The following is a 26,544-nucleotide window of genomic DNA, read 5'->3' as shown; positions in this document are numbered from 1 at the left end:
TCCACAGCTGTGGACGGGGCCCTTCCCGTGTGCGTTCGCGTACGGTCCGCGAAGCCGGGGTCAGTGACCGGCGGCGTGCGAGGCGGAGCCCGACGGGGAACCGGCGGGGCTGCCGGAGGCGGCACCCGCGGGCGAACCGGAGGGGCCGGCCGAGGGCGAGCCGGACGGGGAGCCGGACGGCGAGCCCGACGGGCTGCCGGAGGGGCTGGTGCCGACGGCGGGGGACGCGGCGGCGGAGGGGCCGAAGCCCGCGTACATGCCGGCGCCCGGGACCACGAAGGCCTGCAGCTCGACGCCGCCGGTGCTGCTCAGCTGGAAGACGACCTTCTGCACGTCGCCGTTCTTCGCGGCCTCGGAGCCGTTCTCGATCTGCGCGGAGGCGTTGCCCTTGCCGCCGATGACGACGGAGCCGCCGGCCGGGACGGTGATCTTGCCGGAGCCGCCCTCGGCGGGCTTCAGCAGGACCTTGCCCTTGCCATCCGCAAGGGTGATGGCGTCAAGGGTCTGCGGCGTGCTGCCGTTGTTGAAGACGGTCGCCGACACGACGGCCGGGCCCTTCTTGTCCTTCTCGCCCTGGGTGATCACCAGAGCGTTCTGGATCTCGATGTCGCCCTTGGTGGCGGCGGCGTTGTCCGGCTTGATCTGGAGAGTCTGCGCGTCGTTGCCCGCACCGCATGCGGCCAGCGAGGCGATCGAGAACACGACGGCGGTGGCGGCGAGGGCGCCGCGTCGAAGGCTGCGGCTCACGGCGGCGGCAACTCCTTGGACGAACGGAAGGGAGGGTGGGTTCCCCCGGAACGGCCGAGGTGAAGCCGCTCTAAGGGTGTGTCAGCGGGCTTAGGTTACCGAGCCGCCGCCCCGCCCCCGCACCCGACCCTCCGCAGCGCTGCCGCCACCCTGGGGCGTCCTGGGATCCCGCATTCCGTCCGCGCCGCGGCCCGCCGTCGCGGCCGTCCTCCCCGCCGGCGATCACCAGGGGGTTCGCGAGGTGGTCCACCGGGCCGTTCCCGCGGCGTTCACCTCGCCGATCATGTGCCGCCCGCATATCGTCTCCGGGGCCCCTTGTTGATCAATTCCGGGATTCCCTCGAACGCCACTTCGTGATCAATTCGGGATTGGGCCGGAACCCGCTGCGTGAGAGGGGTCGCCAGCCGAACGGAGCAGTTCGGTTTCGCGACTCCCAACCCGGCAAAACGGGACGTACGTCACACCGATGGGGGAGCCGGGTGGGTGTAGCGTGGCCCTTTCGCCCGGTCCGCGCAGCGCCCCCGACCTGCGAATACCCCCTTCCGCAAGCCTTCCGCAGCACGTTCCTGTCCGTGTTGTCAAGCCCCGAGATGTGCCCTGACCTGCGAAAACGCCATTCATAACAGTCAGTTCTCGTGTTACCCTGGATAGCCACGGAAGGGGTACCTGTCACATGACGTTCAAGGTTGGCGACACCGTGGTCTATCCCCATCACGGGGCCGCGCTGATCGAGGCCATTGAGACTCGTCAGATCAAAGGCGTGGACAAGACCTACTTGGTGCTCAAGGTCGCCCAGGGCGACCTGACGGTTCGTGTGCCTGCGGACAATGCGGAGTTCGTCGGCGTTCGCGACGTAGTCGGCCAGGACGGGCTGGACCGGGTCTTCGAGGTGCTTCGCGCACCGTATGCAGAAGAGCCGACGAACTGGTCCCGGCGCTACAAGGCAAATCTGGAGAAGCTCGCTTCTGGCGATGTCATCAAGGTCGCCGAAGTGGTGCGTGACCTGTGGCGTCGTGAGCGTGAGCGCGGGCTTTCCGCGGGTGAGAAGCGCATGCTCGCGAAGGCGCGCCAGATCCTGGTCAGCGAGCTCGCGCTCGCTGAGAACACGAACGAGGACAAGGCCGAGGCCCTCCTCGACGAGGTGCTCGCGTCCTGACGCGAGGCCTTGTGCACGATGTGCACAGCTTGCCGCGGTGCCCGATGACACGGTCTCCCTCTCCGGGAGGCCTGTTGCCGGGCGCTGCGGCATGTCTGTCTCCGTAACCCCCCTGCCGTGAGCGCAACCACCCCACTGCCCTACAGGCGTGCCGGGTCCGGGCCGCCTGCTCGACCAGTCGTCACGGAAGGGGCGAGGGCATCGCACCCGGCACCCTTCAGGCCATACCCATGTCGGCCGAAGTCACAAACCTGGCTCGGAGCTACTGATGTCTGACGTAACGCGTCCCCACCGCACCGCCGCGGTGATCCCGGCCGCCGGCCGGGGGGTGCGCCTCGGTCCCGGTGCCCCCAAGGCCCTGCGCGGCCTCGGCGGCACGCCCATGCTCGTCCACGCCGTCCGCGCGATGGCCCGTTCCCGGGCGGTCTCCGTCGTCGTGGTCGTCGCACCGCCCGCCGACGCGGCCGAGGTACGCCTGCTGCTGGGCGAGCACGCGCTGCCCGAGCGGACCGAGGTGCTCGTGGTCCCGGGCGGTGACACCCGCCAGGACTCCGTACGGGCCGGACTGGACGCGCTGCCGCAGGACGTCACCTCGGTGCTCATCCACGACGCCGCCCGCCCGCTCGTCCCGGTCGACACCGTGGACTCCGTCGTCGAGGCCGTGCGTGACGGCGCCCGCGCCGTGGTGCCGGCGCTCCCGCTGGCCGACACCGTCAAGGAGGTCGAGCCCGGCGGGCCCGGCGAGCCCGAGCCGGTGGTCGCCACTCCCGAACGCGCCCGGCTGCGCGCCGTGCAGACCCCGCAGGGCTTCGACCTCGCCACGCTGCGGGAGGCGCACGCCGCGATCGCCGTCGCCGGCGAGGGCGCGACCGACGACGCGGGCATGGTGGAACGTCTCGGGGTGCCCGTCCTGGTGATCCCCGGCCACGAAGAGGCCTTCAAGGTCACCCGTCCGCTCGACCTGGTCCTCGCCGAGGCCGTACTCGCCCGCAGGAGGGCCACCGATGCCTACTGACCCCGCCGCGCCGCTGATCCCGCTCGTGGGCATCGGCACCGACGTGCACGCCTTCGAGGCCGGCCGCGAGCTGTGGTGCGCCGGCCTGCTGTGGGAGGGGGAGGACGGCCTCGCCGGCCACTCCGACGGCGACGTCGCCGCCCACGCCGCCTGCGACGCGCTCTTCTCCGCCGCCGGGGTGGGCGACCTCGGCGCCCACTTCGGCACCTCCCGCCCCGAGTGGTCCGGCGCCGCCGGCACCACCCTGCTCGCGGAGGCCGCCCGTATCGTCCGCGCCGAGGGCTTCGAGATCGGCAACGTCGCCATCCAGGTGATCGGAGTCCGCCCGAAGATCGGCAAGCGGCGTGAAGAGGCGCAGAAGGCGCTCTCGGGCGCCGCGGGCGCCCCCGTCTCCGTCTCGGGCACCACCACCGACGGACTGGGTCTGACCGGCCGGGCCGAGGGGCTCGCGGCGATCGCCACGGCCCTCGTCTACCGGACGAACCGGGCCTGAACGCCCCCGGGGACGGCACATCTTCGGGAACAAAGCGGCCCCGCGCCGCCAAAGGTCGCGGGGCACTGCTACGGGCCCACTACCCTGGATGCCGTGACTATTCGCCTGTACGACACCAGCGCCCGGCAGATCCGCGACTTCACCCCGCTCGTTCCGGGCTGCGTCTCGATCTACCTCTGTGGCGCCACCGTGCAGGCGGCCCCGCACATCGGGCACATCCGGTCGGGCCTCAACTTCGACATGATGCGCCGCTGGTTCGAGTACCGCGGCTACGACGTCACGTTCGTCCGGAACGTCACCGACATCGACGACAAGATCATCGCGAAGTCGGCCGAGCAGGGCCGCCCCTGGTGGTCCATCGGCTACGACAACGAGCAGGCCTTCAACCACGGGTACGACGCCCTCGGCTGCCTGCGGCCCACCTACGAGCCGCGCGCCACGGGCCACGTCCCCGAGATGATCGAGATGATGCGCGGCCTGATCGAGCGCGGCCACGCCTACGAGTCCGACGGGAACGTCTACTTCGACGTGCGCTCGTTCCCGGGCTACCTGAGCCTGTCCAACCAGGAGCTCGACAACCTGCTCCAGCCCTCCGGCGAGGGCGAGACGGGCAAGCGCGACCCCCGCGACTTCGCCATGTGGAAGTCCGCCAAGCCGGGCGAGCCCTCCTGGGAGACCCCGTGGGGCCGCGGCCGTCCGGGCTGGCACCTCGAATGCTCCGCCATGGCGCACAAGTACCTCGGCGAGGCCTTCGACATCCACGGCGGCGGCCTGGACCTGATCTTCCCGCACCACGAGAACGAGATCGCGCAGGCCAAGGCCTTCGGGGACGCCTTCGCGAACTACTGGGTGCACAACGCCTGGGTCACCATGGCCGGCGAGAAGATGTCCAAGTCCCTCGGGAACTCGGTCCTCGTTTCCGAGATGGTCAAGCAGTGGCGCCCGATCGTCCTGCGCTACTACCTCGGCACCCCGCACTACCGGTCGATGATCGAGTACAGCGAGGAGGCGCTGCGCGAGGCCGAGTCGGCCTTCGCCCGCATCGAGGGCTTCTGCCAGCGCGTCGTCGAGAAGGCGGGCGGCCCGGTCGAGGCGGCCGCGGAGGTCCCGCCGGCCTTCGCCGAGGCCATGGACGACGACCTGGGCGTCCCGCAGGCGCTCGCCATCGTCCACACCACGGTGCGCCAGGGCAACAGCGCGCTCGCGGCCGACGACAAGGACGCGGCCATCGCCCGGCTGTCCGAGGTGCGCGCCATGCTGGGCGTCCTCGGCCTGGACCCGCTCGACCCGCACTGGGCCGGCGAGGCCGACCGCGGCGAGGACCTCCACGGCGCCGTGGACACCCTCGTGCGCCTGGTCCTGGAGCAGCGCGAGTCCGCGCGTGCCCGCAAGGACTGGGCGACCGCCGACGCCATCCGCGACCAGCTCCAGCAGTCCGGTCTGGTCATCGAGGACAGCCCGACGGGGCCGCGCTGGACGCTCGGCCCCCGCTGAGCCCCCGGCACCCGGAGCAGTCCGACTGTGCCGCCCGGCCTCCCGGGCGGCACACTCTTCATACGTACATATCGCAGCACCAACGAAACAGGTAGAGGTCATGGCCGGGAACAGCCAGCGCAGGAACCGCCGCACGTCCAACAAGAAGGGCGCCACGGTCGGCAGCGGTGGCCAGCGGCGCAAGGGCCTGGAAGGCAAGGGCCCCACGCCCAAGGCGGAGGACCGCAAGAAGCACAAGGCGAACCGCATCGCCAACGCCATGGCGCGCCAGGCCGCCAAGCGCCGCCCGGCCCCGCGCCGCGGCGGTCCCAAGGGCACCAGCGAGATGGTCGTCGGCCGCAACCCGGTCTTCGAGGCGCTGCGCGACGGCGTGCCCGCCACCACCCTCTACGTGCAGCAGTTCATCGACAACGACGAGCGGGTCCGCGAGGCCCTCCAGCTCGCGAGCGAGCGCGGCAACATCAACCTGATGGAGGCCCCGCGCCCCGAGCTCGACCGTATGACCAACGGGCTCAACCACCAGGGCCTGGTCCTCCAGGTGCCGCCGTACGAGTACGCGCACCCCGAAGACCTCACCGACGCCGCCTACGACAACGGCGAGGACCCGCTGATCGTCGCCCTCGACGGCGTCACCGACCCGCGCAACCTCGGTGCGATCGTCCGCTCCGTCTCCGCCTTCGGCGGCCACGGCGTGGTCATCCCCGAGCGCCGCGCCGCCGGCATGACCGCCGGCGCCTGGAAGACCTCGGCCGGCACCGCCGCCCGCACCCCGGTCTCCCGCGTCACCAACCTGACCCGCGCCCTGCAGGAGTACAAGAAGGCCGGGATCGCCGTCGTCGGCCTCGCCGCCGAGGGCACGCACGAGGTGCAGGACCTGGAGGCGCTGGGCGGCCCGGTCGTCATCGTCGTCGGCTCCGAGGGCAAGGGCCTCGGCCGCCTCGTGGGCGAGAACTGCGACTTCCTGGTGCGTATCCCGATGCCGGGCGGCGCCGAGTCGCTCAACGCCGGTGTCGCCGCGGGCGTCGTCCTGTACGAGGCGGCCCGCCGCCGGGCCGCGCAGCCGCGCACCTGAGCTCTGCCGAACGGCCCACGGAACGTGACCCGTGAGCGTGCTGCCCCGCCCCTTTCGGGCGGGGTGGCTTGATCTTGACGGGTCTCGGACAGATCCCTGATGTCAAGGCAGTGTCCTAAACACTGATCACTCGGTTAGATGAGTGTGGACACCAGAACGTCAGGGTTCGACGACCAGCCCGCGCTGAGCATGGTCAAGGTGCCGTGCGACCCCGCACAGGTCATCGTCAACCACGCCAGCTTCCGCGTGCGGCTCGCACCGAGCCCGAGCGCGCGTTCCAAGCCCGCGAAGGCCCCCGGCCGCGCGCCCGTCCTGGGCGGTGCCGTGGTGGCCGCCGCCGGGGCCACCCGACGCCGCGCCCCCGTGGTCTGGAGCGGCAAGTCCGACACCGGCGACGCCGCGGCCATGGGCGGCCTCCTCCAGGCCGTCCGCGGCCACGACGCCCACGACGGCGGCGCCACCCAGGTCATCCCGCGCGTCGACCTGGCCCACGACCTCGCCGAGGACACCGTGGCCACGCCGACCGTCGTCGGCCAGCGCAGCTACGGCGACCCCGCCGAGACGCGCCCGCTGGCCGCCGTACGCGACCTGCCGTACCAGGAACCGCCCGGTTCCGGACCGGACGCGGACCCGCGGCGGCCCGGGGCCGACCCGCGCGGGCAGGCGCAGGCCTCCTACTACCCCGGCCGCCGGATGAACCTCGGCGTCGTGCTGCTCCCGCTGCGCGTCTTCCTCGGCTTCATCTCGATCTACGCCGGCATGGGCAAACTGTGCGACCCCGTCTACTTCGACGGCGGCGAGCGCGGCTCCATGGTCACCTGGCTGCACACCCTCAGCCCCTGGGCGCTCGCCGAGCCGCTGCGCGACTTCGCGCTGGCGCACCCGGTGGGCGCGGGGCTGAGCGTGGCCTTCCTCCAGGTCATCGTGGGCGTGCTGACGGTGTTCGGCCTGTGGCAGCGGTTCGCCGCCTGCTTCGGGGCGCTGCTGTCCGCCGCGCTGCTGATGACGGTGAGCTGGAAGACCGTTCCGGCGTACGACGCGCCCGACATCATCTACCTCGCCGCCTGGAGCCCGCTCATCATCGCGGGCGCCCCCGTCTACTCCCTGGACGGGCGCCTCGCCGGCGAGGCCTGGCGGACCCTCGGGCCGCGTTCGGAGATCTGGGAGCTGCGGCGGCGCGTGCTGCGGCGCGGGGCCGTCATGGCCACCGTGGTCTGCGGGCTCACCCTGCTCGTCGGCTCGCTCCTCGGCGGGGCCGTCCGCTCCAGCACCGTGGTCACCGTTCCCGGGCCCGGCGAGGCCCCGAGCAACTACCTGCCCGGCCGTCCCCTGCCGCAGGCGCCCGCCCGGCAGCAGCCCGCACAGCCCCAGCAGCAGCAGCCGACCCGGCAGGCCTCCCCGTCGGCGTCCCCGTCCGAGCCGGCCGCCAAGTCCGGGAAGACCGCCTCGGGATCGCCCTCGAAGGAGACCTCCGGTACGAAGTCGCAGTCCCCGTCGGCCACTAGGGGCACGACGAGCGGCCAGCAGACCCCCCGCAGCACCCCGAGGCAGTCCACGGCACCGAAGGCACCGTCCTCCTCGTCCGTCGGGACCCGCGGCAGCGGCACCGCCTCGAAGCAGCCCGGGCTGATCGGCGGTCTCATCGGCGGCTGAGCCCGCCCGTTCCCAGGGGCCCGGTACGCACAGGCGTACCGGGCCCCTCGGCGTTCCCGGACGGCCGGGACGGCCGGGGCCGTCGGAGGAGCGGGGGCGTTCGGGGTCTCAGGCGCCCGTCTGCGCGGCCAACTCCCGCGCCGCCTCGGTGAGGTCCTTCGCGGTGTCGATGGCCCGCCAGTAGGCCCCCTGGGGCAGCGGGAAGCCCGCGAGCCGGCGCTCCCGCGCGAGGCGCGGGAAGGTGGTGCGTTCGTGGTCGCCGAAGTCCGGCAGCATCGCCGCGAATTCGGGTCCGAAGACGTACACTCCGGCGTTGACCGGGTAGGGGGACTGCGGGGCCTCGATGAAGTCCAGCACCTGGCCGAACTCGTTGGTCTCCACGACCCCCCAGGGGATCCGCGGCCGGGCCAGCGCGAGCGTCGCGACCGCACCGCGTTCGGCGTGGAAGGCCGCCATGTCGCGGAGCGGGAAGCGGGTCCACACGTCGCCGTTGGTCGCGTACCAGGACGCCCCGGGCGACGGGAGGTGGCGGGCGGCGTACTTGAGGCCGCCGCCGCGCCCCAGCGGCTCCTCCTCCACGACGGTGGTCACGCGCAGCGGCAACGGCGCAGCGGCCAGCCACTCCTGGAGCACGCCGGCCAGGTGCCCGCAGGACACCACCGCGTCGGTGACTCCCTCGGCCGCCAGCCAGGCCAGCTGGTGCCCGATGATCGGCACCCCGGTCCCCGGGATCTCGACCATCGGCTTGGGGCGGTCGTCGGTGTACGGACGCAGCCGCGAACCCTGGCCGCCCGCCAGGACGACTGCCTGGGTGGGGGCGGCGGGGAACGCGGCTGCGGAGGGGGCGGATCGGTGGTCGTCGGTCATGACGGCCAGGGTAGGGACGCGGCTCGGGTCAGCCCATGGAGGCGACGCCGGAGGCGTACGAGGTGTCGCAGACCGGGCGGGCGAAGGACTGTGCCTTCGTGGGCCCGTAGGCCTCGACGGCGGCCCGGCCGAGGGCGCGGGCGATCCCCACGCAGTGCTCGGCGAGCGAGGGCCGGCGGTTGACCTCCTGCTGGAGGTGGGTCAGGACGTCGTCCGGCGCCTGTCCCTCCTGCAGTTCGCCGACCAGCTTCGTGCGCAGCGTCTCGTGCGCGGCGAGCGGCTTGGCGGGGGCGGAGACGCCCTCGGCGGAGGCGGTCACGAGCTGGGAGGAGGAAGTGTCCGCCCAGGGGACCATCGTGACCGCGAGCGTCCCGGACAGGACCAGGACGACGGGCAGGACCAGGGCGAGGGAACGGCCGATACGGCGGGCAGATTGGGTCACGAGGGCGAGAGTAGCGCTCGGTGAAGATGTGGAGACATTCAGTCACTCTGTCGGGGGATGGTTCGACGTGGTTTTTCGAATACGGGGTTGACGGCTCCGCCCGAATGGCCGGGTCTGCCGGGGTTCCTGACGGCGGGCGCGGACCGCCGGGCGGGTCGTCGGCCGGGATGCCGGTCGGGTGCGGAGCGGGTGCGGAACGGGGGTGGAACGGACGCGGGGAGGGGCAACGGACGCCGGAGGGGCGCCCCTTGACGGGACGCCCCTCCAACACCCGCGGCCGCACGGGCCGCACGACCCCGGCCGTCAGTCGGACAGGCGCTGTCCGGTGGAGGTCGAGAAGACGTGGATCTCGCCGGCCCGCGGCACCACGTGCAGGCTGGAGCCCTTCTCCGGCACCTGGCGGCCGCCCACGCGGACCACGAGGTCCTGGGTGCCCTCCGCGGAGGAGGTGGAACCGTAGACGTAGCCGTCCGCGCCGAGCTCCTCGACGACGTTCACGACGATGGTCAGGCCGCCGCTCTCGGCGACGTCGAAGTGCTCCGGGCGCACGCCGACGGTGACGGTGCGGTCGCCCGCGTCGGCCGCGGCCGACAGCGCCTCGCGCGACACCGGGACGACACTGTCGCCGAACTTCACGCCGCCGTCGGTGATCGGGACCTCGACCAGGTTCATGGCGGGCGAGCCGATGAAGCCGGCGACGAAGAGGTTCGCGGGGCGGTCGTACATGTTGCGCGGGCTGTCCACCTGCTGGAGCAGGCCGTCCTTGAGCACGGCCACCCGGTCGCCCATCGTCATGGCCTCGACCTGGTCGTGGGTCACGTAGACGGTGGTGATGCCGAGGTCGCGCTGGAGGGCGGCGATCTGCGTACGCGTCGACACGCGGAGCTTGGCGTCGAGGTTCGACAGCGGCTCGTCCATGAGGAACACCTGCGGCTTGCGCACGATCGCGCGGCCCATGGCGACGCGCTGGCGCTGGCCGCCGGAGAGCGCCTTCGGCTTGCGGTCCAGGTACTGGGTGAGGTCGAGCATCTTCGCCGCGTCCTCCACCTTCCTGCGGATGGTGGCCTTGTCCTCACCGGCGATCTTGAGCGCGAAGCCCATGTTGTCGGCGACGGTCATGTGCGGGTAGAGCGCGTAGTTCTGGAACACCATCGCGATGTCCCGGTCCTTGGGCGGCAGGTGGGTGACGTCGCGGTCGCCGATGCGGATGGCGCCGCCGTTGACGTCCTCCAGGCCGGCGAGCATGCGCAGCGAGGTGGACTTGCCGCAGCCGGACGGGCCGACGAGGACGAGGAACTCGCCGTCCTCGATCTCCAGCTCCAGCTGGTCGACGGCGGGCTTGTCGCCGCCCGGGTAGAGGCGGGTCGCCTTGTCGAAGGTGACGGAAGCCATGGTGATGAATCCCTTCTACCGGCAGGAACGTGCCGGACGATCCGAGTGGAAGGTCTGGTCCGCAAAGCGGACCGGGGCCGACGCTACCCGCAGCCGCCCCGGCTGTCAGCACCACACCGCCGTGACTTCGAACTCTGTGCGATCCGTCGGCCGGGGCGAAAGTTCTTCGCGGCCGCACTGGACGGCTGTGTAGAGTGATGGCGGCTTCGCTCGCCGTGTGCGGGTGGGGGTCGCGCCTCCTTAGCTCAGTCCGGCCAGAGCAACGCACTTGTAATGCGTAGGTCGTCGGTTCGAATCCGACAGGGGGCTCCGAAGAAGTGCATCAGAGGCCCTGTCGTCCGCCCGGACGGCGGGGCCTTCGGGGTTGTCCGGGGTCCTGGTCCGTCCTGCCGGGTGGGGAGGCGGGCAGGGTTCGGCGTCCCCCCGGGCGCGCTCGGGGAAGCCCTGGAGCCCGTCGCGGCCGGGACGGCGGTGGGGGCGCAGGAATGGGCCCGGGCGGCGATCGAGGGGCTGACCGCGGCCGTCTGATCAGTGGCGGCCGGAGATGCGGTCGGCGAGGTGGGCCAGGGGGGTCGTCGTCGGGCGGTGGGTGGTGCTCTCGTGGCGGTCCGCCGTGCGGTAGGCGGCGTAGAGGGCGTGGACGCCGAGCCAGCGCAGCGGTTCCGGCTCCCAGCGGCGGACCCGGTGGCCGACCCAGGGCAGGGTGGTCAGCTCGGTCGGCTCGTCGAGGACGAGGTCGCGCAGGGTGCGGGCGGCGAGGTTGGCGGTGGCGACGCCCGAGCCGACGTAGCCGCCGGCCCAGCCCAGGCCCGAGGCGCGGTCCAGGGTGACGCCGGCGCACCAGTCGCGCGGGACGCCGAGCACCCCCGACCAGGCGTGGGTGATCTCCGTGCCGGTGAGGGCGGGGAAGAAGGAGAAGAGCAGCTCGCGCAGGGCCTCGACGGTGGCGGGCTGGGTGCGGCCGTCGTTGTCGGTGCGGGAGCCGAAGCGGTACGGGATCCCGCGGCCGCCGAGCGCGATGCGGCCGTCGGCGGTGCGCTGGGCGTACATGTACGCGTGCGCCATGTCGCCCAGGAGGGTGGCGTCCGACCAGCCCAGCCGGTCCCAGGCCGCGTCCGGCAGGGGAGCGGTGACGATCATCGAGGAGTTCATGGGGAGCCACGAGCGCTTCTGGCCCTTGAGGGCGGCGGTGAAGCCCTCCGTGCAGCGCAGGACGTACGGCGCGCGAACCGTGCCGTAGGGGGTGACGGCCCGGCGCGGTGCGATCTCGGTGACGGGGGTGGACTCGTGGATGACAACGCCGAGCGCCTCGACGGCGGCGGCCAGGCCCGTGACCAGCTTCCACGGGTGGATGCGGGCGCCGTGCGGGCTCCAGCTGGAGCCGACGGCGTCGGCGATGTCGAGGCGGGCACGGGTGGCGGTGGCGTCCAGGAGCTCGCGGTCGTCCTCGCCGAAGGACAGCTCACCGGCGTGGAAGGCCCTGAGCCGGGCGAGCTGGGCGGGGGTGCGGGCGACCTCCAGGACGCCGCCGCGCCGGACGTCGGCGTCGATGCCCTCCTCGGCGGTGACGTCGATGACCTCGGTGACGGTCGCGTTCATGGCGCGCTGGAGGCGCTGGGCGGCCTGCCGGCCGTGGACGGCGGCGTAGCGGTCGCGGCCGGCGATGCCGTTGTAGAGCCAGCCGCCGTTGCGGCCGGAGGCGCCGTAGCCGCAGAACTTCTGCTCCAGGACGGTGATCCGCAGGTCGGGGGCGGCCCGCTTGAGGTAGTACGCCGTCCACAGGCCGGTGTAGCCGCCGCCGACGATGACGACGTCGGCCGTGGCGTGGGCGGTGAGGGGGGCGCGGGGTGGGGCGGCCGGGGTGCCGCGGTCGGTCGCGTACCAGAAGGAGATGCCGCCGTTGATCGTCATGGGGGAGTTGCTACACCTCGTCCCGAGGGGGTGTCCAGGGACGGGATGTCGCGTTTCGGGGGCGTACGGGTGGCCGGGTGGCCGATGCGGGAGGGCCGGCGGGGCCCGTAGGGCGGGACGGTGCGGGGGTGCGGTCGTGGGGGAGCCGCGGGCCGGGGAGATACGGTCGGGGCATGGTCGAGATCGGGGAGATTCCGGACGAGTTGGTCCGGGCGCAGATCGGGTTCAACGGGGCCGGGGGGCGGGCGTTCATCGAGGGGCTGCCGGCCCGCGCGGCGGAGTTCCTGCGGCGGTGGGAACTGCGGCGCACCGGACCGGTGATGCACGGGATGACGGCACTGGTGCTGCCGGTGGAGCGGGCCGACGGCAGTGCGGCCGTGCTCAAGCTGGTGGCGCCGGACGAGGAGTGCGCGGGAGAGCCGGACGCGCTGCGCGCGTGGGGCGGGAAGGGCTGCGTCCTGCTGCTGGAGCACGACGCCGGCACCGGGACGCTGCTGCTGGAGCGGCTGGACGGCGGCCGGGACCTCACGGACCTCGCGCGGCGGGACCCCCGGCAGGCGGTCGGGGTCGTCGGGGAGCTGTTGTCCCGGCTGACGGCGGCGCCGGCGCCGGCCGGGCTGCGGGGGCTCGGGGAGATGGCCGCCGGGATGCTGGAGGACGTACCGCGGGCGCTGGCGCGGCTGGCGGACGAGCGGGACCGGCGGCTGCTGCGGTACTGCGCGGCCGCGGTCGCGGAGGTGGCGGACGAGCCGGGGGACCGGCTGCTGCACTGGGACCTGCACTTCGGCAACGTCCTCGCGGGCGGCCGGGAACCGTGGCTGGCGATCGATCCGAAGCCGCTGGCCGGGGACCCCGGCTTCGAACTGATGCCGGCGATCATCAACGAGTTCCGCGTCGAGGACGTCCTGTGGCGGTTCGACCTGCTGACGGAGGCGGCGGGGCTGGACCGGGGGCGGGCGCGGGCCTGGACCCTGGGCCGGGTGCTGCAGAACTGCCTGTGGGACGTGGAGGACGGTGAACGGGAGCTGGACGAGGAGCAGTTGGCGGTGGCCGAGCTGCTGATCAAGGGCTGACCGAGGGTCGGCCGGGGGTCGGCCGGGGGTCGGCTGGGGGCTGACCGGGGGCGGCGGGCCGCCAGGCCCGGGGGCCGCCGCCCGGGGCGGTCAGGGTTCCAGGACGACCTTGCCCGTGGTCGCCCTGTTCTCCAGGTCGCGGTGGGCGGCGGCGGCCCGGGCCAGCGGGTAGCGGCTCACGGCGGGCCGCAGCCGGCGGGCGGCGGCCTCGGCGAGGGCGCGGGACTCCAGCAGCCGCAGCGGGTCCTCGCCGCCGGCCCGGCGGAGCATGGCCGGACCGAGCACGTTCTGCGTGGTGATGCGCCGGGCGGCGAGGCCGGCCCGTTCGGCGTCGGTGAGGACGAGGGGGCCGCCGGACCAGCCGAAGACGAGGTGGAGCCCGCCCGGGGCGAGCAGGCCGAGGGCGGTGCGGGCGGTGTCCCCGCCGACGGAGTCGAAGAGGACGGTCGCTCCGCCCGGGTGGTGGGCGCGTACGGCCGCCGCCCAGCCGGGGTCGGTGTAGTCGAGGGCGAGGTCGGCGCCGTTCGCCGCGGCCAGGGCGGCCTTCTCGGGGCCTCCGGCGAGCGCGACCACACGGGCGCCGGCGTTCTTCGCGTACTGCACGAGCAGCGTGCCGATGCCTCCCGCGGCGGCGGGGACGAGCGCGACGGAGTCCGGCCCGAGGTCGGCGAAGCCGAGGATGCCCAGCGTGGTGCGGCCGGTGCCGATCATGGCGACGGCCTCGGCGGCGTCGAGGCCGTCGGGTACGGGGTGCAGCCGGGCGGCGTCGGCGACGGCGTACTCGGCGTACCCGCCGGGCGCGAAACCGAGGTGGACCACCACCCGTCGGCCGAGCCAGGCGGGGTCGGTGCCGGGGCCGAGCGCCTCGACGGTGCCGGCGACCTCGCGGCCGGGGATCGTGGGGAGGTCGGGCAGCGGGGCGGGCGGGCCCTCGACGCCGCGGCGGAGGCTGGTGTCGAGCAGGTGGACGCCCGCGGCGGCGACGGCGATGCGGACCTGGCCGGGGGCCGGATCGGGGCGGGCGGTGCGCTCGTGGGTGAGGTTCTCGGCGGGGCCGAAGGCGTGGAGGCGGACGGCGTTCATGGTGGTGGAGGTGTCCGGGGTCGTCATGGGACGAGCCTGCGACCTCAAGGGGACTTGAGGTCAAGGGGGCCGCCGGGGTTGTCGGTGCGGTGGGCCACGATGGGGGCATGGTGCGAAACGGACCGACGGTGAAGACGGCACGCAGGCCGGAGGTGCGGCTGCCCGAGCTGGCGCCGTGGGCGGGCGGTGAGCTGGAGCCCGACGGCGACTACGACGGGGTGGAGTTCGCCGACCTGGACCTGGCGGGGCAGGAGGGCCTCGGGGCTCGTTTCATGGACTGCGCGGTGCGGCGCTGCGCGCTGGACGAGGCGGGTCTGGCGAAGGCGCGGATCCTGGATTCGGTCCTGGAGGGGGTCCGCGGGGTGGGGACGGACCTGTCGGGGGCGGCGCTGCGGGACGTGGAGGTGGTCGACGCGCGGCTCGGCGGGGTGCAGATGCACGGGGCCGTGCTGGAACGGGTCGTGGTGCGCGGCGGCAAGATCGACTTCCTGAACCTGCGGAAGGCACGGCTGAAGGACGTGGTCTTCGAGGGGTGCGTGCTCGTGGAGCCGGACTTCGGGGGAGCGGTGCTGGAGCGGGTGCAGTTCGTCGACTGCGTGCTGCGCGGGGTGGACTTCAGCGGGGTGCGGATGGCTGATGTGGACCTGCGGGAGGCGGCGGAGCTGGGCATCGCGCGGGGGGTGGAGTCCCTGGCGGGGGTGGTGATCAGCCCGGCCCAGCTGTTCGAGCTGGCGCCGGCGTTGGCGGTGCAGTTGGGTGTGCGGGTGGTGGCGTAGCGGGGCCGTCGGGTGCCGGGGCTGCGGGTGCCGTGCGGCGCCGTTGCCGGGGCGCTGCCCCGGACCCCGCGCCTCAAACGCCGGCGGCCCCGGCCCGGGGCGTCAGGCGGGGACGCGGGGGAAGCGGGCCTGGAGGGTCCACACGGCCGGGTTGTCGCCGAGGCCCTCGTGCATGTCGATCAGGTCCGCGATCAGGTCGTGCAGGAAGTCGCGCGCCTCGCGGCGCAGCATGCGGTGGCTGAAGGTCAGCGGGGCCTCTTCGGCGGGCATCCAGTCGGCCTCGACGTCGACCCAGCCGAAGCGGCGCTCGAACAGCATCCGGTCCGTGGACTCGGTGAAGTCGATCTCGGCGTACTGGCGGTGGGCCGAGCGGCTGCCGCGCGGGTCCCGGTCGAGCTGCTCGACGATGTCGCACAGGGCCCAGGCGAAGTCGAGCACGGGCACCCATCCCCAGGCCGTGGACACCTCCCGGTCCGCCTTGGTGTCGGCGAGGTAGACGTCACCGCAGAACAGGTCGTGGCGCAGGGCGTGGACGTCCGCCGAGCGGTAGTCGGTCTGCGGGGGGTCCGGGAAGCGCCGGGAGAGGGAGTAGCCGATGTCGAGCACGTACCCGATGGTGTCACGGGTCCCGCGGGCCCCCCACCCCGGACCGGTGGCCGGGGCCGGTCAGGAGGGCAGGAGGCGCTGCTCCTTCGCGACGGACACCGCGCCCGCGCGGGTGTCGACGCCGAGCTTGTCGTAGATCCGGCCGAGGTGGGTCTTGACGGTGGCCTCGCTGATGAACAGGGCGCGGGCGATGTCGCGGTTGCCCAGGCCGCGGGCCAGCTGGCCGAGGATGTCGAGCTCGCGGTCGGTCAGGGTGGGGCGGCCGCCGCGCATGTGGGCCATGACGCGGCTGGCGACCGGTGCGGAGAGGGTGGTGCGGCCCTGGGCGGCGGAGTGGATGGCGGCGAACAGCTCCTCGGGCCGTTCGGCCTTGAGGAGGTAGCCGGTGGCACCCGCGCCGATGGCCCGGGTGATGTCGGCGTCCGTGTCGTAGGTGGTCAGGACCAGGACGTGCGGGGGCTGCGGCAGGGCGGTGATGCGGCGGGTGGCTTCGACGCCGTCGATGCCCTCGCCGAGCTGGAGGTCCATGAGGACCACGTCGGGGCGGAGCTTCGTGGCGAGGGCGACCGCCTCCTCGCCGCTGCCGGCCTCGCCGAGGACCTCGATGTCGGGTTCGCTGCCGAGGAGGGCCAGCAGTCCGGCGCGCACCACCACGTGGTCGTCGCAGAGCAGGATCGTGGTCATGGGGCGGGCTCCAGGGGGATGGCCGCGGAGAGGACGGTGCCCTCGCCCGGCGTGGATTCGATCGTCAGGTCGCCGCCGAGCTGGCGGACCCGGGCCCGCATCGCCGGGAGGCCGTGACCGCGTCCGGCGGCCCCCGTGCCTGCGGTGGCTCCCGCGGTTGCGGCGGCTCCGGTGCGGGGCTCGGTGAAGCCGTGCCCGTCGTCGGCGATGTCGAGGACGACCTGGTCGCCGAGGAAGCTGAGGGTGAGCGCGGCCGTACGGGCTCCGGAGTGTTCGCGGACGTTGGCGAGGGCGCCCTGGGCGATGCGCAGCAGCGCGGACTGGACGCGGTCGGGGAGCGGGGACGGGGTGCCTTCGAGGTGGAAGCGGACCTCGACGTCGGGGCCGGCGTCCAGGGCGCGCAGGGCCCCGGGGAGGCCGGCGCCGTCGGCGAGCTCGGAGGGGGCGAGGTCGTGCACGAGCCGGCGGGCCTCGGCGAGGCCGTGCGCGGCGATGCCGGTGGCGGTACGGACGTGCGCGCGGGCGGTGGCCGGGTCGGTGTCCCAGGTGCGGTCGGCGGCCTGCAGCAGCATCTGCTGGCTGGAGAGGTTCTGGGCGAGGGTGTCGTGGATCTCCATGGAGAGCCGCTGCCGTTCCGCGAGGGTGCCTTCGCGGCGTTCCGTCGCGGCCAGTTCGCGGCGGGTCCGGATCAGGTCGTCGATCAGTGCCCGCTGGGCCTGCGCCTGGCGTTCCATGTGGACGAAGACGGCGGTGGCGAGGGCGGCGACGGCGGGCGGGGCCAGCAGCAGGTTGGGGTCGAAGGACGAGGACAGCTGCAGCTGGGCGGTGACCACGAAGACGGTGAGCAGGGCGACGAGGACGACGGCGGCGCGGGCGGGGAGGGTGCGCAGGGCGGTGAAGAAAAGGGGCACGGCGCACCAGGCGAAGCTGGGCGCCAGGACGACGAGGACCACCCAGGTGGTGACGACGAGTCCGAGCCAGAGGAGGCGCCGGCGGGTGGGGGCGGCGCCGAGTGCGGGGCCGAGGACGTAGAGCAGGGCCAGGGTGATGCCGAGGGCGACGACCCACGGGGTGCGGGGTTCACCGGGGTGGCGCAGCAGGAAGCGGGCCATGGACGCGCCGAGGAGCAGGAAGAAGGCGGTGTGGGCGACCGTCGCCAGCGTCCGGGTGTCGTCGCGCGGCGGGGCGGGTGTCACAGGGTGCTCCTCGGTCGGGGGCATGCGTCCATTGTCGGCCGGGGCACCCGGTGCGGCCGTGGCCCGCGCCGGGCGGCGGTGGCCCGGGCCGGGCGGCGGTGGGCCGTTCGGTGTGGCGGGGGCCCGTGCCGGGCGGCGGTGGGGTCTGCGGGTGCGGCGCCGCTGCGGGGGTGCGGGGGTGCGTCCCAGGCCGATGCTTCCCGTGCCGCGGGCGGCGCGCATCAGCCGATCGGTGGACCCCCGGGTCAGCCGGTGCGGTGGGCGGGCCGAGCCGGTACGGGGACGGGGGCGGGGGTGTCCGGGCCGAGGCTTGGAGCAGCGAAGGGAACCGGTCCGGCCGGTCCCGGAGCGAGCGACCGATCCGCAGCCGCACCGCGGCACCGTTCTCAGGAGCAGAGATGAAGACCCGCACCCGCGTTCTCACCGGTACCGCCCTCGCCGTCGCCCTGGGCGCCGGAGCCTTCGGTGCCGTGAGCGCCAGCGCGACCCCCGCGCAGACCGCCCAGGCGTCCGTCGCGGGCAAGAAGGACGGTCCGGGCGACAAGGACTTCACCACCTCGACGCACCTCACCGTGGACGCCGCCACCCGGGCCGCCCAGGCCGCGCTGCGGGCCGCCGCCGCCGAGAACCAGAAGGTGTCGGTCGCCGTCGTGGACCGCAACGGCAACACCGTCGTCACCCTGCGCGGCGACGGCGCGGGCCCGCAGTCCTACGAGTCGGCGCAGCGCAAGGCCTTCACCGCCGTCTCCTGGAACGCCCCGACCTCGGTGCTCGCGGGCCGCCTGGCCCAGACCCCGAACCTGAAGGACATCCCCGGCACGCTCTTCCTCGGCGGCGGCACCCCGGTCCAGGCGAACGGCGCCCCCGTCGCGGGCATCGGCGTGGCCGGCGCCCCGAGCGGCGACCTGGACGAGAAGTACGCGAAGGCCGGCGTCGACGCGCTCGGCAAGTAGCCTCCGCGCCGCCCCCCCCGGACGTCCGGGGGGCCGGGGCCGCCCGACCTAGGATCGGGTACGTGGACCTCCGCGCGCTCTCCCGCCTCGCCGCCCCCGCCGTCGCCTCCCTGCTCGCCCTGACCACGGGGTGTACGGGGAGCACGGTGCAGGGGCGGCCGGGCGCGTCGGGGCTGCGCGATCCGTACTTCCCCAGGGCGGGCAACGGCGGCTACCAGGTCGAGCACTACGGGCTGGACCTGGAGTACGACCCCGCCGACGGGGTGCTGCAGGGCACCGCCGTCCTCACGTCCCGCGCCGAGCAGGGGCTGAGCTCGTTCAACCTCGACCTGAGCGGGCTGCACGTCGAGCGGGTGACCGTGCAGGGCGAGCCCGCCCGCTTCAACCGGACGGGCAACGAGCTGACCGTGCGCCCGGCCGACGACCTGAAGAAGGGCGAGGTCTTCCGCACCGAGGTGGAGTACGGCGGCCGGCCCAAGGCCTTCGAGGACCCGGACGGCTCCAGGGAGGGCTGGATCACCACCGGGCGCGGGGCGGTCGCCGTCGGCGAACCGGTCGGTTCCATGACCTGGTTCCCCGGCAACCACCACCCGAGCGACAAGGCCTCCTACGACATCACGCTGACCGTCCCCAAGGGCTACGAGGCCGTGTCGAACGGCGAGCTGCGCTCCCGCGGCGAACGGCCCGGCGGGCACACCGAGTTCGTCTGGCACAGCCCCGAGCCGATGGCGAGCTACCTGGCCACCGCCGTGATCGGCCCGTACGGGGTGAGCACGGGGCGGACGCCGGCGGGCGTCTCCCTCTACACCGCGGTGTCGCCGGGCGAGGAGGCCGGGAGCGCGGACGCGCTCGCGAGGATGCCGGAGATGCTGGAGTGGGCGGCCGGCCGGTTCGGCCCGTACCCCTTCGGCACGGCGGGTGCGGTGGTGCTGCCCCCGGGGACCCTCGGCTACGCGCTGGAGACGCAGACCAAGCCGGTCTATCCGGGCGCGCCCGCGGAGGAGCTGGTCCTGCACGAGCTGGCCCACCAGTGGTTCGGCAACTCGGTGTCGCCGAAGACCTGGAAGGACATGTGGCTGAACGAGGGGTTCGCCACCTACGCCGAGTGGCTGTGGGCGGAGGAACACGGCGGGCCCACGGCCGAGGAGCGGTTCAGGGCGTTCCTCGCCGGTGACACGGACGTGGACGGGGCCGCGGACTCCGACTGGGACGCCTTCCCGCCCGCCGCGCCGCCCGGCCCGGACCACATCTCCGGGAACCCGGTGTACTACCGCGGCGCGATGGTCCTGCACCGGATCCGCCAGGAGGTGGGGGACGCGAAGTTCTTCGCGCTGCTGCGCGGTTGGGCGGCCGACCACCGGCACGGCAACGCGAGCACGGCCGACTTCACCGCCTACGCGCAGGAGAGGACGGGCCACGACCTGAAGAAGGTGTGGGACGTGTGGCTGTACGGCGAGGAGCGGCCCGTGTAGGGGCGCGGGGTCAGGCGTCCGCGAGGGCCTTGCGCATCACCGTGCAGGCGCGGCCCCGTTCGCGGTCCTTCGCCTGCCGGACGGGGGTGTAGCCCTGGGCCTGCCAGAAGGCGGAGGCGGCGGGGTTGTTGTCGAGCACGGCGATCTGCACCGCGGTGCGCCCGGCGGCGCGGAACCGTTCCTCGACCAGCGTGGCCACGGCGCGGCCGTGTCCCGCGCGGTGCGCGGTGGCGTCGACGAGCAGCAGGCCGATCCACGGCTCCTGGGGGCCGTCGGCGGAGCCGGGGGCCGGGTCCAGGACGGCGGCGAGGCCGACGAGGCGTCCGGCGGAGCGGGCCAGGAGGATCTCGGCGCCCTCGTGGGCGAGTTCGTCGGCGAGGGCCTTCGCGACCTGTTCGACGGTGATGCGGTTCGGGTCCGGGAAGTCCCCGCTGAGTTCGAAGAACGCGTGGTTCGTCGAGTACAGCGCGGCGATCTCGGTGAGGACCGGGCCCGGGAGGGCGCCGTCCACGGGGACGAACGGTTGGAGGATCACTCGGCGAACGGTAGCGGAGCGGGGCCCCCTCCCCGGACGGCCGGGAGGGGGCCCCGCGTGCGCTCGGGTCCCCGGCGGGGACCCGGCGGCCTGATCAGACGTTGACGCCGAAGTCCTGCGCGATGCCGGTCAGGCCGGAGGCGTAGCCCTGGCCGACGGCGCGGAACTTCCACTCGGCGCCGTTGCGGTAGAGCTCGCCGAAGACCATGGCGGTCTCGGTCGCCGCGTCCTCGGAGAGGTCGTAGCGGGCGATCTCGGTGCCGCCGGCCTGGTTCACGACGCGGATGTAGGCGTTGCGGACCTGGCCGAAGTTCTGGCTGCGGGACTCGGCGTCGTAGATGGAGACCGGGAAGACGATCTTGTCCACGTCGGCCGGCAGGCCGGCGAGGTTGACGTTGATGGCCTCGTCGTCGCCGGCGCCCTCGCCGGTGCGGTTGTCACCGGTGTGGACGATGGTCTGGTCCGGGGTGGACTTGTTGTTGAAGAAGACGAAGTGGCTGTCGGAGACGACCTTGCCCATCGCGTTCACGGCGATGGCGGAGGCGTCGAGGTCGAAGTCGACACCGGTCGTGGTCCGGACGTCCCAGCCGAGGCCGACGGTGACGGCGGCGAGGCCCGGGGCCTCCTTCGTGAGCGAGACGTTGCCGCCCTTGGACAGGCTGACAGCCATGGGATTGTCCCTTTCCTCATCCAACATGCACGTACAGGCGGTCAAACTACCGCTGCCCCCTCTAACGCGCCGAGAGGCCTGTCGGGTTCCCGGCGTGAAATCTCGAGGAAATCCGGTTGGCCGCAAATGAGGGTGACGGCGGCCCGGCGGGCGCGGATCATAGGGGGCATGCCTGGTCCCTATGTCATCCGCGGTGCGGTCGTGCTCCCCGAAGGAGAGCTCTCCTGGCGTTTCTCGCGGTCCTCCGGGCCGGGCGGCCAGCACGTGAACACCTCCGACTCGCGCGTGGAGCTGCTCTTCGACCTGGCGGCGACGAAGGCGCTGCCCGAGGTCTGGAAGGAGCGTGCGCTGGAGCGCCTCGCGGGCCGGCTGGTGGGCGGGGTGGTGACCGTACGGGCCTCCGAGCACCGCTCCCAGCTGCGCAACCGGGAGATGGCGCTGGTCCGGCTGGCGTCGCTGCTGGCCGAGGCGACGGCTCCGCCGCCGCGGCAGCGCCGCCCGACGAAGATCCCCCGCGGGATCAACGAGCGGCGGCTGCGCGAGAAGAAGGCCAGGGGCGAGACCAAGCGGGGCCGTACCGGCCGGGACTGGTAGCCACGCCCGGCCAGACGGCTTTGACCACACGATCTAGACGCGCAGGTGCCGGTAGCGGCCGCGGAAGTAGGTGAGCGGCGCGGCGTCCGGGGCGGGCAGGGCCGCCGTCAGGACCCGTCCCACGACCAGGGTGTGGTCGCCGGCCTCGACGCGGTTCTCCGTGCGGCATTCCAGGGTGGCGAGGGCGCCGGTCAGCAGGGGGGCGCCCGAGGCCTCGCCGCGGGTGTACGGCAGGTCCGCGAAGAGCAGCCGGTCGCTGATGCGGCCCTTCATCGCGAAGCGTCCCGCGACCTGGAGCTGGTGGTCGGCGAGGACCGAGACGGCCCACAAGGGCTGTTCCGCCAGCAGGTCGTCCATCCGCGAGCCCTCGCGCAGGCTCACCAGCACCAGGGGCGGGTCCAGGGAGACGGACAGGAAGGCGGTCGCCGTCATGCCCACGTCCTCGCCGCGCGGGCCGTCCGCGGTCAGCGGGGTCTCGTGCGCGGTGATCAGGCACACGCCGGCGGCCAGCCGGGACATGGCGGCACGGAACTCGTCGTTGCTCACCCCTTCAGCATGCGGGCTCGCCGCGTGCGGGGCGGGTACGGGGGTCGTCTTCAGCACGGGGAAACGCTAATCTCGCCCTCTCGTGGCGCACATCGGGCCCCGGTCCGAGTCGTGCCCCCGCCCCTTGTCCTAGGTCCCGGCGTATCGTTTGCTCACGGGAAGGCGAGGGAGCGCTCCCAGTCGTTTTCGGCCTCAGCGTGCACCGTTATTCATCTCATGTGACTTGAGTCACAGAGGGCAAGATTTGTTGACCCTGTGTACCGGCGGCACAGCTCACTGTGATTCAGTGGACGGGACACCGCAACGAAACGCCGATGACAAAACTGGAGTTGCTGTCGAGGTCTCGGGGAGAGCGAGCAATGGAGACCGAGTCGGAGCCGTACGTCCGTCTTGCGACCCTGCGGCAGCTGCACCGGGTGGTGGCCGATCTCAACACGGCCAGGAGCCTGGCGGACACTCTGCAGACCGTCGTGGACGGCATCGTCGTGGGCCTCGGCTACGAGCTCGCCTGTGTCAACCTCGTTCGCCCGGACGGTGATCTGGTCGTCGCCGCCTTCGCCGGAGACCCCGCCGCGGAGGCCCTCATCACAGGTCGCGTGGGGTCCCGTGCCTCCTGGGACCGCCGCCTGACGATGGGCGAGTGCTGGGACGGACTCCGCTTCATCCCGCACACCGAGGGCTGGGTCCTCCTGGAGGACGACGTCCCCCAGTGGCACACCGACGGACCCGATCCGCGGTTCGAGGACGAGTGGCACCCCGAGGACCGGCTCTACGCCCCCATGTATGCGTCCGGCGGGGAACTTCTGGGTGTCATTTCGGTGGACAGACCGCGCAACGGCCGCCGCCCCGGCGCCTGGGGACGCGAAGCGCTCCAGATGTACGCCTTCCAGGCGGCCATTGCGATCAGCAATGCCAGGCTGCGGGCGAACATGCAGCGCGCCCTGGTGCGGCTGGAAAGGGAGCAACAAGCGCTCCGCGCAAGTGAAGAGTCGTTCCGCCAGGCCTTCGAGTACGCGCCCAGCGGCATGGCCATCGCCGAGATGGGAGGCGACCAGCACGGCCGGCTGCTGCGCACCAACGACGCCCTGTGCCGGCTGCTCGGCCGCCCCGCCTCCGTGCTGCGCCGCTACTCCTTCTCCGACCTGGTCCACCCCGAGGACATCGGCACCCTGCTGCGCACCTCCGCCGAGGGCGGCCGGGCCGAGCTGCGCCTCGGCCGCCGCGACGGCACCTACGTCTGGGTCTCCCTGCGCAACTCCGTCGTGGCCGACGCCGCCGACGGCCCGCGCTTCCTGCTCACGCACGTCGAGGACATCGAGGAGCGCAAGCGGCACGAGCTGCAGCTCGCCCACCGGGCCAGCCACGACGCGCTGACCGGCCTGCCCAACAGCGCCGAGCTGAAGGCCCGGCTCGGGGCGCGGCTGTGCCGCAGACCCCAGTCCGCGCGGGCCAGCGCCATCGAGGCCCTCGACGCCGCCTTCGAGGGGCGCGACGGGCACCCCGTGCGGACGGAGACGGGCGGCGCCGAGCACGGCTTCCGGCCCGACGGCGCCGACCGCTACACCGGCACCGACCCCTTCGACTTCCCCGGCGCGCCGCCCGCCCCGGCCGACGGGCCGTACGACCACCACGTGCACACCGTGGCGCCCGCGGCCGACGTCGACGACGGGACCAAGGGGCTCGCGGTGCTCTTCTGCGACCTCGACGGCTTCAAGTCGATCAACGACCGGTTCGGGCACCACACCGGCGACGCGGTCCTGATCGAGGTCGCCCGGCGGCTGACGACGGGCGTCAGGGACGGTGACACCGTCGCCCGGCTGGGTGGTGACGAATTCGTCGTTCTCGCCGACGGGCTCGGCGCCGCGGACGCCGCCGACCTCGCCGTCCGGCTGCGCAACGCGATCATCCCGCCGATCCGGGTGGACGGCCGTGCGGTGCGGGTGGGCGCCAGTTTCGGCATCGGCTGGGCCAGCTGCGGGATGTCCGCCGACGAGGTGCTGCGCTCCGCCGACCAGCGGATGTACATCGAGAAGAGGTCCCGCTCCAAGGCGCACCGCAGGGCCGGCTGAGACGGTCTGCCACCCGTGGGTGCACCTGTTCGGGGTAGGCTCCCGTGGGTCGAAAGGAGTGACCTGCGATGACGACGCCCGCGAACAACGGCCCGCACGGTGGGGCGAACAAGCCCGAGGACGATGATCCGTTCGGGTATCTCTACGCGGACGGCCAGGCCGGTGGAGCGGCACCGCCCGCATCGGGCGGTGGATACGGCTACCCGGGGGGCACGTCCGGCGGTCACCCCGGTGCGCAGCCCGGTGTCCCCCGTACCTCGCACCACCAGGTGCGCACGGTCGGCGACCGGCGCGGTGGCCAGCGCGGACCGGTTCCCCAGCAGCAGGGGCCCGGGCAGCAGCCCGGCTACCAGGCCCAGTACCAGGCCCCCGAGGCGCTCCAGGCCAACGGCTACGGTGTGCCGCCGCAGGCGCAGCCCCCGCAGCACCAGACCCAGACCATCTCGCGTTCGGGCGGTCACGGCGGTGGCGGCGGCTCCAGCCGTCGCGGTCTGCTGATCGCGGCGGTCGCGGTGGTCGGCGCGGTCGCGATCGGCATCGGCGCGGCCCTGGCCTTCGGTGACAAGGACAAGGACAAGGACAAGCAGGAGCCCGTGGCGAACGCGGGCCAGCAGTCCTCGGCCCCGCAGAACCCGTCGAGCCCCGCCCCGAGCACGAAGCCCTCGGAGGCTCCGCTGCCGAAGGCCGACTTCGGCGGCAGCGGCATGTCCCTGACCGGCGGCGCCAACCTGCAGAACACCATCCCCGGGGCGAAGAGCGCGGACGGCCAGTACGTCGGCGGGCTCAACGCGACGGGCGCGGCCGCCACCTGGTCGCTGGAGCTGCCCAAGGCGGGCAAGTACAAGCTGAAGATGACCTACGGGGTGCCGGGCAAGGACGCCAACACCACGCTGACCATCAACGGCGAGGTGCAGACCCGGCCGATCAACATGGCGAACTTCTCCAAGGCGCCCGCCGGTGACTGGTCCAAGGGCTGGACCAACACCTACTCGCTGGTCGACCTGAAGCAGGGTGCCAACACGATCAGGATCTCGTGCGAGACGGGCAACCAGTGCGACGTCGTCCTGGACCAGCTCTGGCTGGAGCAGGGCTGACCGGCCCCGCTCCCCGGTCCGGGCCGTCCTAGGCGGGCCGCACGGTCACCGACCCCCGTACCTCCTCGTAGGTGCGGGGGTCGAACTCTCCCGCGGCCGGGGCGAGGACCGTGGCCGACGACAGGGCGACGGCCCGGGTGAGGCGGTCCGGCCAGTCCAGCCCCTCGGCGAGGGCCGACAGCAGGCCCGCCACGGCGGAGTCGCCGGCTCCGGTGGGGTTGCCGGACAACGGGCGGGGCGGGGCGGCGTGCCAGGCGCCCTCGGCGGTGGCGGCGAGCAGCCCGTCCGGGCCGAGGGAGGTGACCACGGCGTGGGCTCCCCGGCGGCGGGCGTCGCGGGTGGCGGGGAGCGGGTCGCGGGAGCCGGTGAGCTCGGCCAGCTCGGCGGCGTTCGGCTTGATGATCTCGGGGCGGGCGGCGACGCCGCGGCGCAGGGCCTCGCCGCCGGTGTCCAGCAGGACCGGGATCCCGGCCGACCGGGCCGTCCGGACGAGGGCCGCGTACGCGCCCACCGGTACGCCCGGGGGGAGGCTCCCGCACAGGGCGACGGCGCGGGCCCCGCGGACGAGCTCCTCGTAGCGGGCGAGGAACAGCGACCACTCGGCGGGGGAGATCGCCGGGCCGGGTTCGTTGAACTGGGTGGTGTCGCCGGAGGCTTCGTCGACCACGGCGACGGTGCGGCGGGTGGGGCCCGCGCAGGGGAGCAGGGCGTCGACCACGCCGGGGGTCCGCGCGAGCAGCTCGCGGACGAGGGCGCCGGACGGGCCGCCGGCGAAGCCGGTCGCCGTCACCTCGTGGCCGAGCGCCGCGAGCACCCGGGCGACGTTGATCCCCTTGCCGCCGGCGCGTTCGGTGACGGCCGAGACCCGGTGCGAGGCGTGCGGGAGCAGCCGCGGCACGCGATAGGTGACGTCGAGCGCGGTGTTGAGCGTCACGGTCAGGATCATGGGCA

General features: G+C 73.4%; 26 protein-coding genes and 1 tRNA gene. 14 read left to right on the top strand and 13 right to left on the bottom strand.

Features of this window, described 5'->3' with window-relative positions; translation table 11 throughout:
• Positions 1 to 60 precede the first annotated feature (60 nt).
• Positions 61 to 747: a DUF461 domain-containing protein gene (locus ACPU2J_RS15650; RefSeq protein WP_420080388.1), complete on the bottom strand. Its 687-nt coding sequence runs from the start codon at positions 745 to 747 to the stop codon at positions 61 to 63.
• 673 nt (positions 748 to 1,420) lie between these two features.
• On the opposite strand from ACPU2J_RS15650, the gene ACPU2J_RS15645 reads away from it, so the two are divergent.
• The 6 genes from ACPU2J_RS15645 to ACPU2J_RS15620 all read left to right on the top strand — a co-directional run bounded on the left by ACPU2J_RS15645 (position 1,421) and on the right by ACPU2J_RS15620 (position 7,630).
• Positions 1,421 to 1,903 carry a CarD family transcriptional regulator gene (locus ACPU2J_RS15645; protein ID WP_003953493.1) on the top strand — a complete coding sequence of 161 codons (483 nt, stop codon included), beginning with the start codon at positions 1,421 to 1,423 and terminating at the stop codon, positions 1,901 to 1,903.
• Positions 1,904 to 2,171: 268 nt separating this feature from the next.
• A complete protein-coding gene (ispD, locus tag ACPU2J_RS15640; protein ID WP_361597035.1) occupies positions 2,172 to 2,918 on the top strand; it encodes a 2-C-methyl-D-erythritol 4-phosphate cytidylyltransferase in 747 nt (248 codons plus the stop codon).
• Positions 2,908 to 3,411 carry a 2-C-methyl-D-erythritol 2,4-cyclodiphosphate synthase gene (ispF, locus tag ACPU2J_RS15635; protein WP_420080389.1) on the top strand — a complete coding sequence of 168 codons (504 nt, stop codon included), beginning with the start codon at positions 2,908 to 2,910 and terminating at the stop codon, positions 3,409 to 3,411. The genes ispD and ispF overlap by 11 nt, the downstream gene beginning before the upstream one ends.
• Before the next feature lie 93 nt (positions 3,412 to 3,504).
• Complete coding sequence (cysS, locus tag ACPU2J_RS15630) at positions 3,505 to 4,905, top strand: cysteine--tRNA ligase (RefSeq protein ID WP_361597041.1); 1,401 nt, start codon at positions 3,505 to 3,507, stop codon at positions 4,903 to 4,905.
• A gap of 100 nt (positions 4,906 to 5,005) precedes the next feature.
• On the top strand, positions 5,006 to 5,977 hold the full coding sequence (rlmB, locus tag ACPU2J_RS15625) for a 23S rRNA (guanosine(2251)-2'-O)-methyltransferase RlmB (protein ID WP_361597044.1): 972 nt from the start codon (positions 5,006 to 5,008) through the stop codon (positions 5,975 to 5,977).
• Between the two features lie 138 nt (positions 5,978 to 6,115).
• The gene (locus tag ACPU2J_RS15620) at positions 6,116 to 7,630 is read left to right on the top strand and encodes a DoxX family protein (protein WP_361597047.1); all 1,515 of its coding nucleotides are present in this window, start codon (positions 6,116 to 6,118) and stop codon (positions 7,628 to 7,630) included.
• 108 nt (positions 7,631 to 7,738) lie between these two features.
• Here ACPU2J_RS15620 and ACPU2J_RS15615 read toward each other — a convergent pair whose 3' ends face one another.
• From ACPU2J_RS15615 to ACPU2J_RS15605, 3 genes are all read right to left on the bottom strand, one after another.
• Positions 7,739 to 8,497 (bottom strand): nucleotidyltransferase family protein, encoded by a 759-nt coding sequence (locus ACPU2J_RS15615; RefSeq protein ID WP_365081514.1) that lies wholly within the window; start codon positions 8,495 to 8,497, stop codon positions 7,739 to 7,741.
• A 28-nt stretch (positions 8,498 to 8,525) separates the two neighbouring features.
• Entirely contained in the window at positions 8,526 to 8,939 is a 414-nt protein-coding gene (locus ACPU2J_RS15610) for a hypothetical protein (protein ID WP_360871119.1), read from the bottom strand.
• 303 nt (positions 8,940 to 9,242) lie between these two features.
• Complete coding sequence (locus ACPU2J_RS15605; RefSeq protein ID WP_420080390.1) at positions 9,243 to 10,331, bottom strand: ABC transporter ATP-binding protein; 1,089 nt, start codon at positions 10,329 to 10,331, stop codon at positions 9,243 to 9,245.
• 234 nt (positions 10,332 to 10,565) lie between these two features.
• Between ACPU2J_RS15605 and ACPU2J_RS15600 the strand changes: the two genes are divergently transcribed.
• Positions 10,566 to 10,640 (top strand) — tRNA-Thr (locus ACPU2J_RS15600).
• 219 nt (positions 10,641 to 10,859) lie between these two features.
• Here the strand turns inward: ACPU2J_RS15600 and ACPU2J_RS15595 are convergent.
• Positions 10,860 to 12,242 carry an NAD(P)/FAD-dependent oxidoreductase gene (locus ACPU2J_RS15595; RefSeq protein ID WP_420080391.1) on the bottom strand — a complete coding sequence of 461 codons (1,383 nt, stop codon included), beginning with the start codon at positions 12,240 to 12,242 and terminating at the stop codon, positions 10,860 to 10,862.
• Between the two features lie 173 nt (positions 12,243 to 12,415).
• On the opposite strand from ACPU2J_RS15595, the gene ACPU2J_RS15590 reads away from it, so the two are divergent.
• Positions 12,416 to 13,315: an aminoglycoside phosphotransferase family protein gene (locus ACPU2J_RS15590; protein ID WP_420080392.1), complete on the top strand. Its 900-nt coding sequence runs from the start codon at positions 12,416 to 12,418 to the stop codon at positions 13,313 to 13,315.
• A gap of 90 nt (positions 13,316 to 13,405) precedes the next feature.
• Here ACPU2J_RS15590 and ACPU2J_RS15585 read toward each other — a convergent pair whose 3' ends face one another.
• Positions 13,406 to 14,398, bottom strand: a complete 993-nt coding sequence (locus ACPU2J_RS15585; RefSeq protein ID WP_423834971.1) for a zinc-binding dehydrogenase — start codon at positions 14,396 to 14,398, stop codon at positions 13,406 to 13,408.
• 107 nt (positions 14,399 to 14,505) lie between these two features.
• Between ACPU2J_RS15585 and ACPU2J_RS15580 the strand changes: the two genes are divergently transcribed.
• On the top strand, positions 14,506 to 15,174 hold the full coding sequence (locus ACPU2J_RS15580; protein ID WP_423833468.1) for a pentapeptide repeat-containing protein: 669 nt from the start codon (positions 14,506 to 14,508) through the stop codon (positions 15,172 to 15,174).
• A 102-nt stretch (positions 15,175 to 15,276) separates the two neighbouring features.
• On the opposite strand, the gene ACPU2J_RS15575 is transcribed toward ACPU2J_RS15580, so the two are convergent.
• From ACPU2J_RS15575 to ACPU2J_RS15565, 3 genes are read right to left on the bottom strand one after another with little or no spacing between them, the layout of a single operon-like run.
• Positions 15,277 to 15,780, bottom strand: coding sequence for a hypothetical protein (locus tag ACPU2J_RS15575; RefSeq protein WP_361595856.1), 504 nt, complete (start codon positions 15,778 to 15,780; stop codon positions 15,277 to 15,279).
• Between the two features lie 60 nt (positions 15,781 to 15,840).
• Positions 15,841 to 16,464, bottom strand: coding sequence for a response regulator transcription factor (locus tag ACPU2J_RS15570; RefSeq protein ID WP_361595859.1), 624 nt, complete (start codon positions 16,462 to 16,464; stop codon positions 15,841 to 15,843).
• On the bottom strand, positions 16,461 to 17,684 hold the full coding sequence (locus tag ACPU2J_RS15565) for a sensor histidine kinase (protein ID WP_423833467.1): 1,224 nt from the start codon (positions 17,682 to 17,684) through the stop codon (positions 16,461 to 16,463). Before ACPU2J_RS15565 ends, ACPU2J_RS15570 begins: the two co-directional genes overlap by 4 nt.
• 374 nt (positions 17,685 to 18,058) lie before the next feature.
• On the opposite strand from ACPU2J_RS15565, the gene ACPU2J_RS15560 reads away from it, so the two are divergent.
• Complete coding sequence (locus tag ACPU2J_RS15560) at positions 18,059 to 18,613, top strand: GlcG/HbpS family heme-binding protein (RefSeq protein ID WP_389078366.1); 555 nt, start codon at positions 18,059 to 18,061, stop codon at positions 18,611 to 18,613.
• Between the two features lie 62 nt (positions 18,614 to 18,675).
• Positions 18,676 to 20,085, top strand: a complete 1,410-nt coding sequence (locus tag ACPU2J_RS15555; protein WP_423833466.1) for a M1 family metallopeptidase — start codon at positions 18,676 to 18,678, stop codon at positions 20,083 to 20,085.
• Between the two features lie 10 nt (positions 20,086 to 20,095).
• Here ACPU2J_RS15555 and ACPU2J_RS15550 read toward each other — a convergent pair whose 3' ends face one another.
• Together ACPU2J_RS15550 and ACPU2J_RS15545 are read right to left on the bottom strand one after the other, a co-directional pair.
• Positions 20,096 to 20,620 carry a GNAT family N-acetyltransferase gene (locus tag ACPU2J_RS15550; RefSeq protein WP_420080395.1) on the bottom strand — a complete coding sequence of 175 codons (525 nt, stop codon included), beginning with the start codon at positions 20,618 to 20,620 and terminating at the stop codon, positions 20,096 to 20,098.
• A gap of 94 nt (positions 20,621 to 20,714) precedes the next feature.
• Positions 20,715 to 21,290 carry a TerD family protein gene (locus ACPU2J_RS15545; protein WP_361595874.1) on the bottom strand — a complete coding sequence of 192 codons (576 nt, stop codon included), beginning with the start codon at positions 21,288 to 21,290 and terminating at the stop codon, positions 20,715 to 20,717.
• Positions 21,291 to 21,458: 168 nt separating this feature from the next.
• Between ACPU2J_RS15545 and arfB the strand changes: the two genes are divergently transcribed.
• Positions 21,459 to 21,884 carry an alternative ribosome rescue aminoacyl-tRNA hydrolase ArfB gene (gene arfB / locus ACPU2J_RS15540; protein WP_361595877.1) on the top strand — a complete coding sequence of 142 codons (426 nt, stop codon included), beginning with the start codon at positions 21,459 to 21,461 and terminating at the stop codon, positions 21,882 to 21,884.
• 33 nt (positions 21,885 to 21,917) lie between these two features.
• Here arfB and ACPU2J_RS15535 read toward each other — a convergent pair whose 3' ends face one another.
• Positions 21,918 to 22,487, bottom strand: a complete 570-nt coding sequence (locus tag ACPU2J_RS15535) for a flavin reductase family protein (RefSeq protein ID WP_420080396.1) — start codon at positions 22,485 to 22,487, stop codon at positions 21,918 to 21,920.
• A 302-nt stretch (positions 22,488 to 22,789) separates the two neighbouring features.
• Between ACPU2J_RS15535 and cdgB the strand changes: the two genes are divergently transcribed.
• Complete coding sequence (cdgB, locus tag ACPU2J_RS15530; RefSeq protein ID WP_361595883.1) at positions 22,790 to 24,499, top strand: diguanylate cyclase CdgB; 1,710 nt, start codon at positions 22,790 to 22,792, stop codon at positions 24,497 to 24,499.
• Between the two features lie 68 nt (positions 24,500 to 24,567).
• Positions 24,568 to 25,593, top strand: a complete 1,026-nt coding sequence (locus ACPU2J_RS15525; RefSeq protein WP_420080397.1) for a CBM35 domain-containing protein — start codon at positions 24,568 to 24,570, stop codon at positions 25,591 to 25,593.
• Between the two features lie 28 nt (positions 25,594 to 25,621).
• Here ACPU2J_RS15525 and ACPU2J_RS15520 read toward each other — a convergent pair whose 3' ends face one another.
• Positions 25,622 to 26,539: a 1-phosphofructokinase family hexose kinase gene (locus tag ACPU2J_RS15520; RefSeq protein ID WP_365141731.1), complete on the bottom strand. Its 918-nt coding sequence runs from the start codon at positions 26,537 to 26,539 to the stop codon at positions 25,622 to 25,624.
• Between the last annotated feature and the right edge of the window lie 5 nt (positions 26,540 to 26,544).

The organism is Streptomyces manipurensis, from assembly GCF_049570255.1.
Lineage (GTDB): Bacteria > Actinomycetota > Actinomycetes > Streptomycetales > Streptomycetaceae > Streptomyces > Streptomyces manipurensis.
The sequence above is the reverse complement of the archived record's forward strand: the minus strand, read 5'-3'. Positions and strand labels throughout refer to the sequence as shown.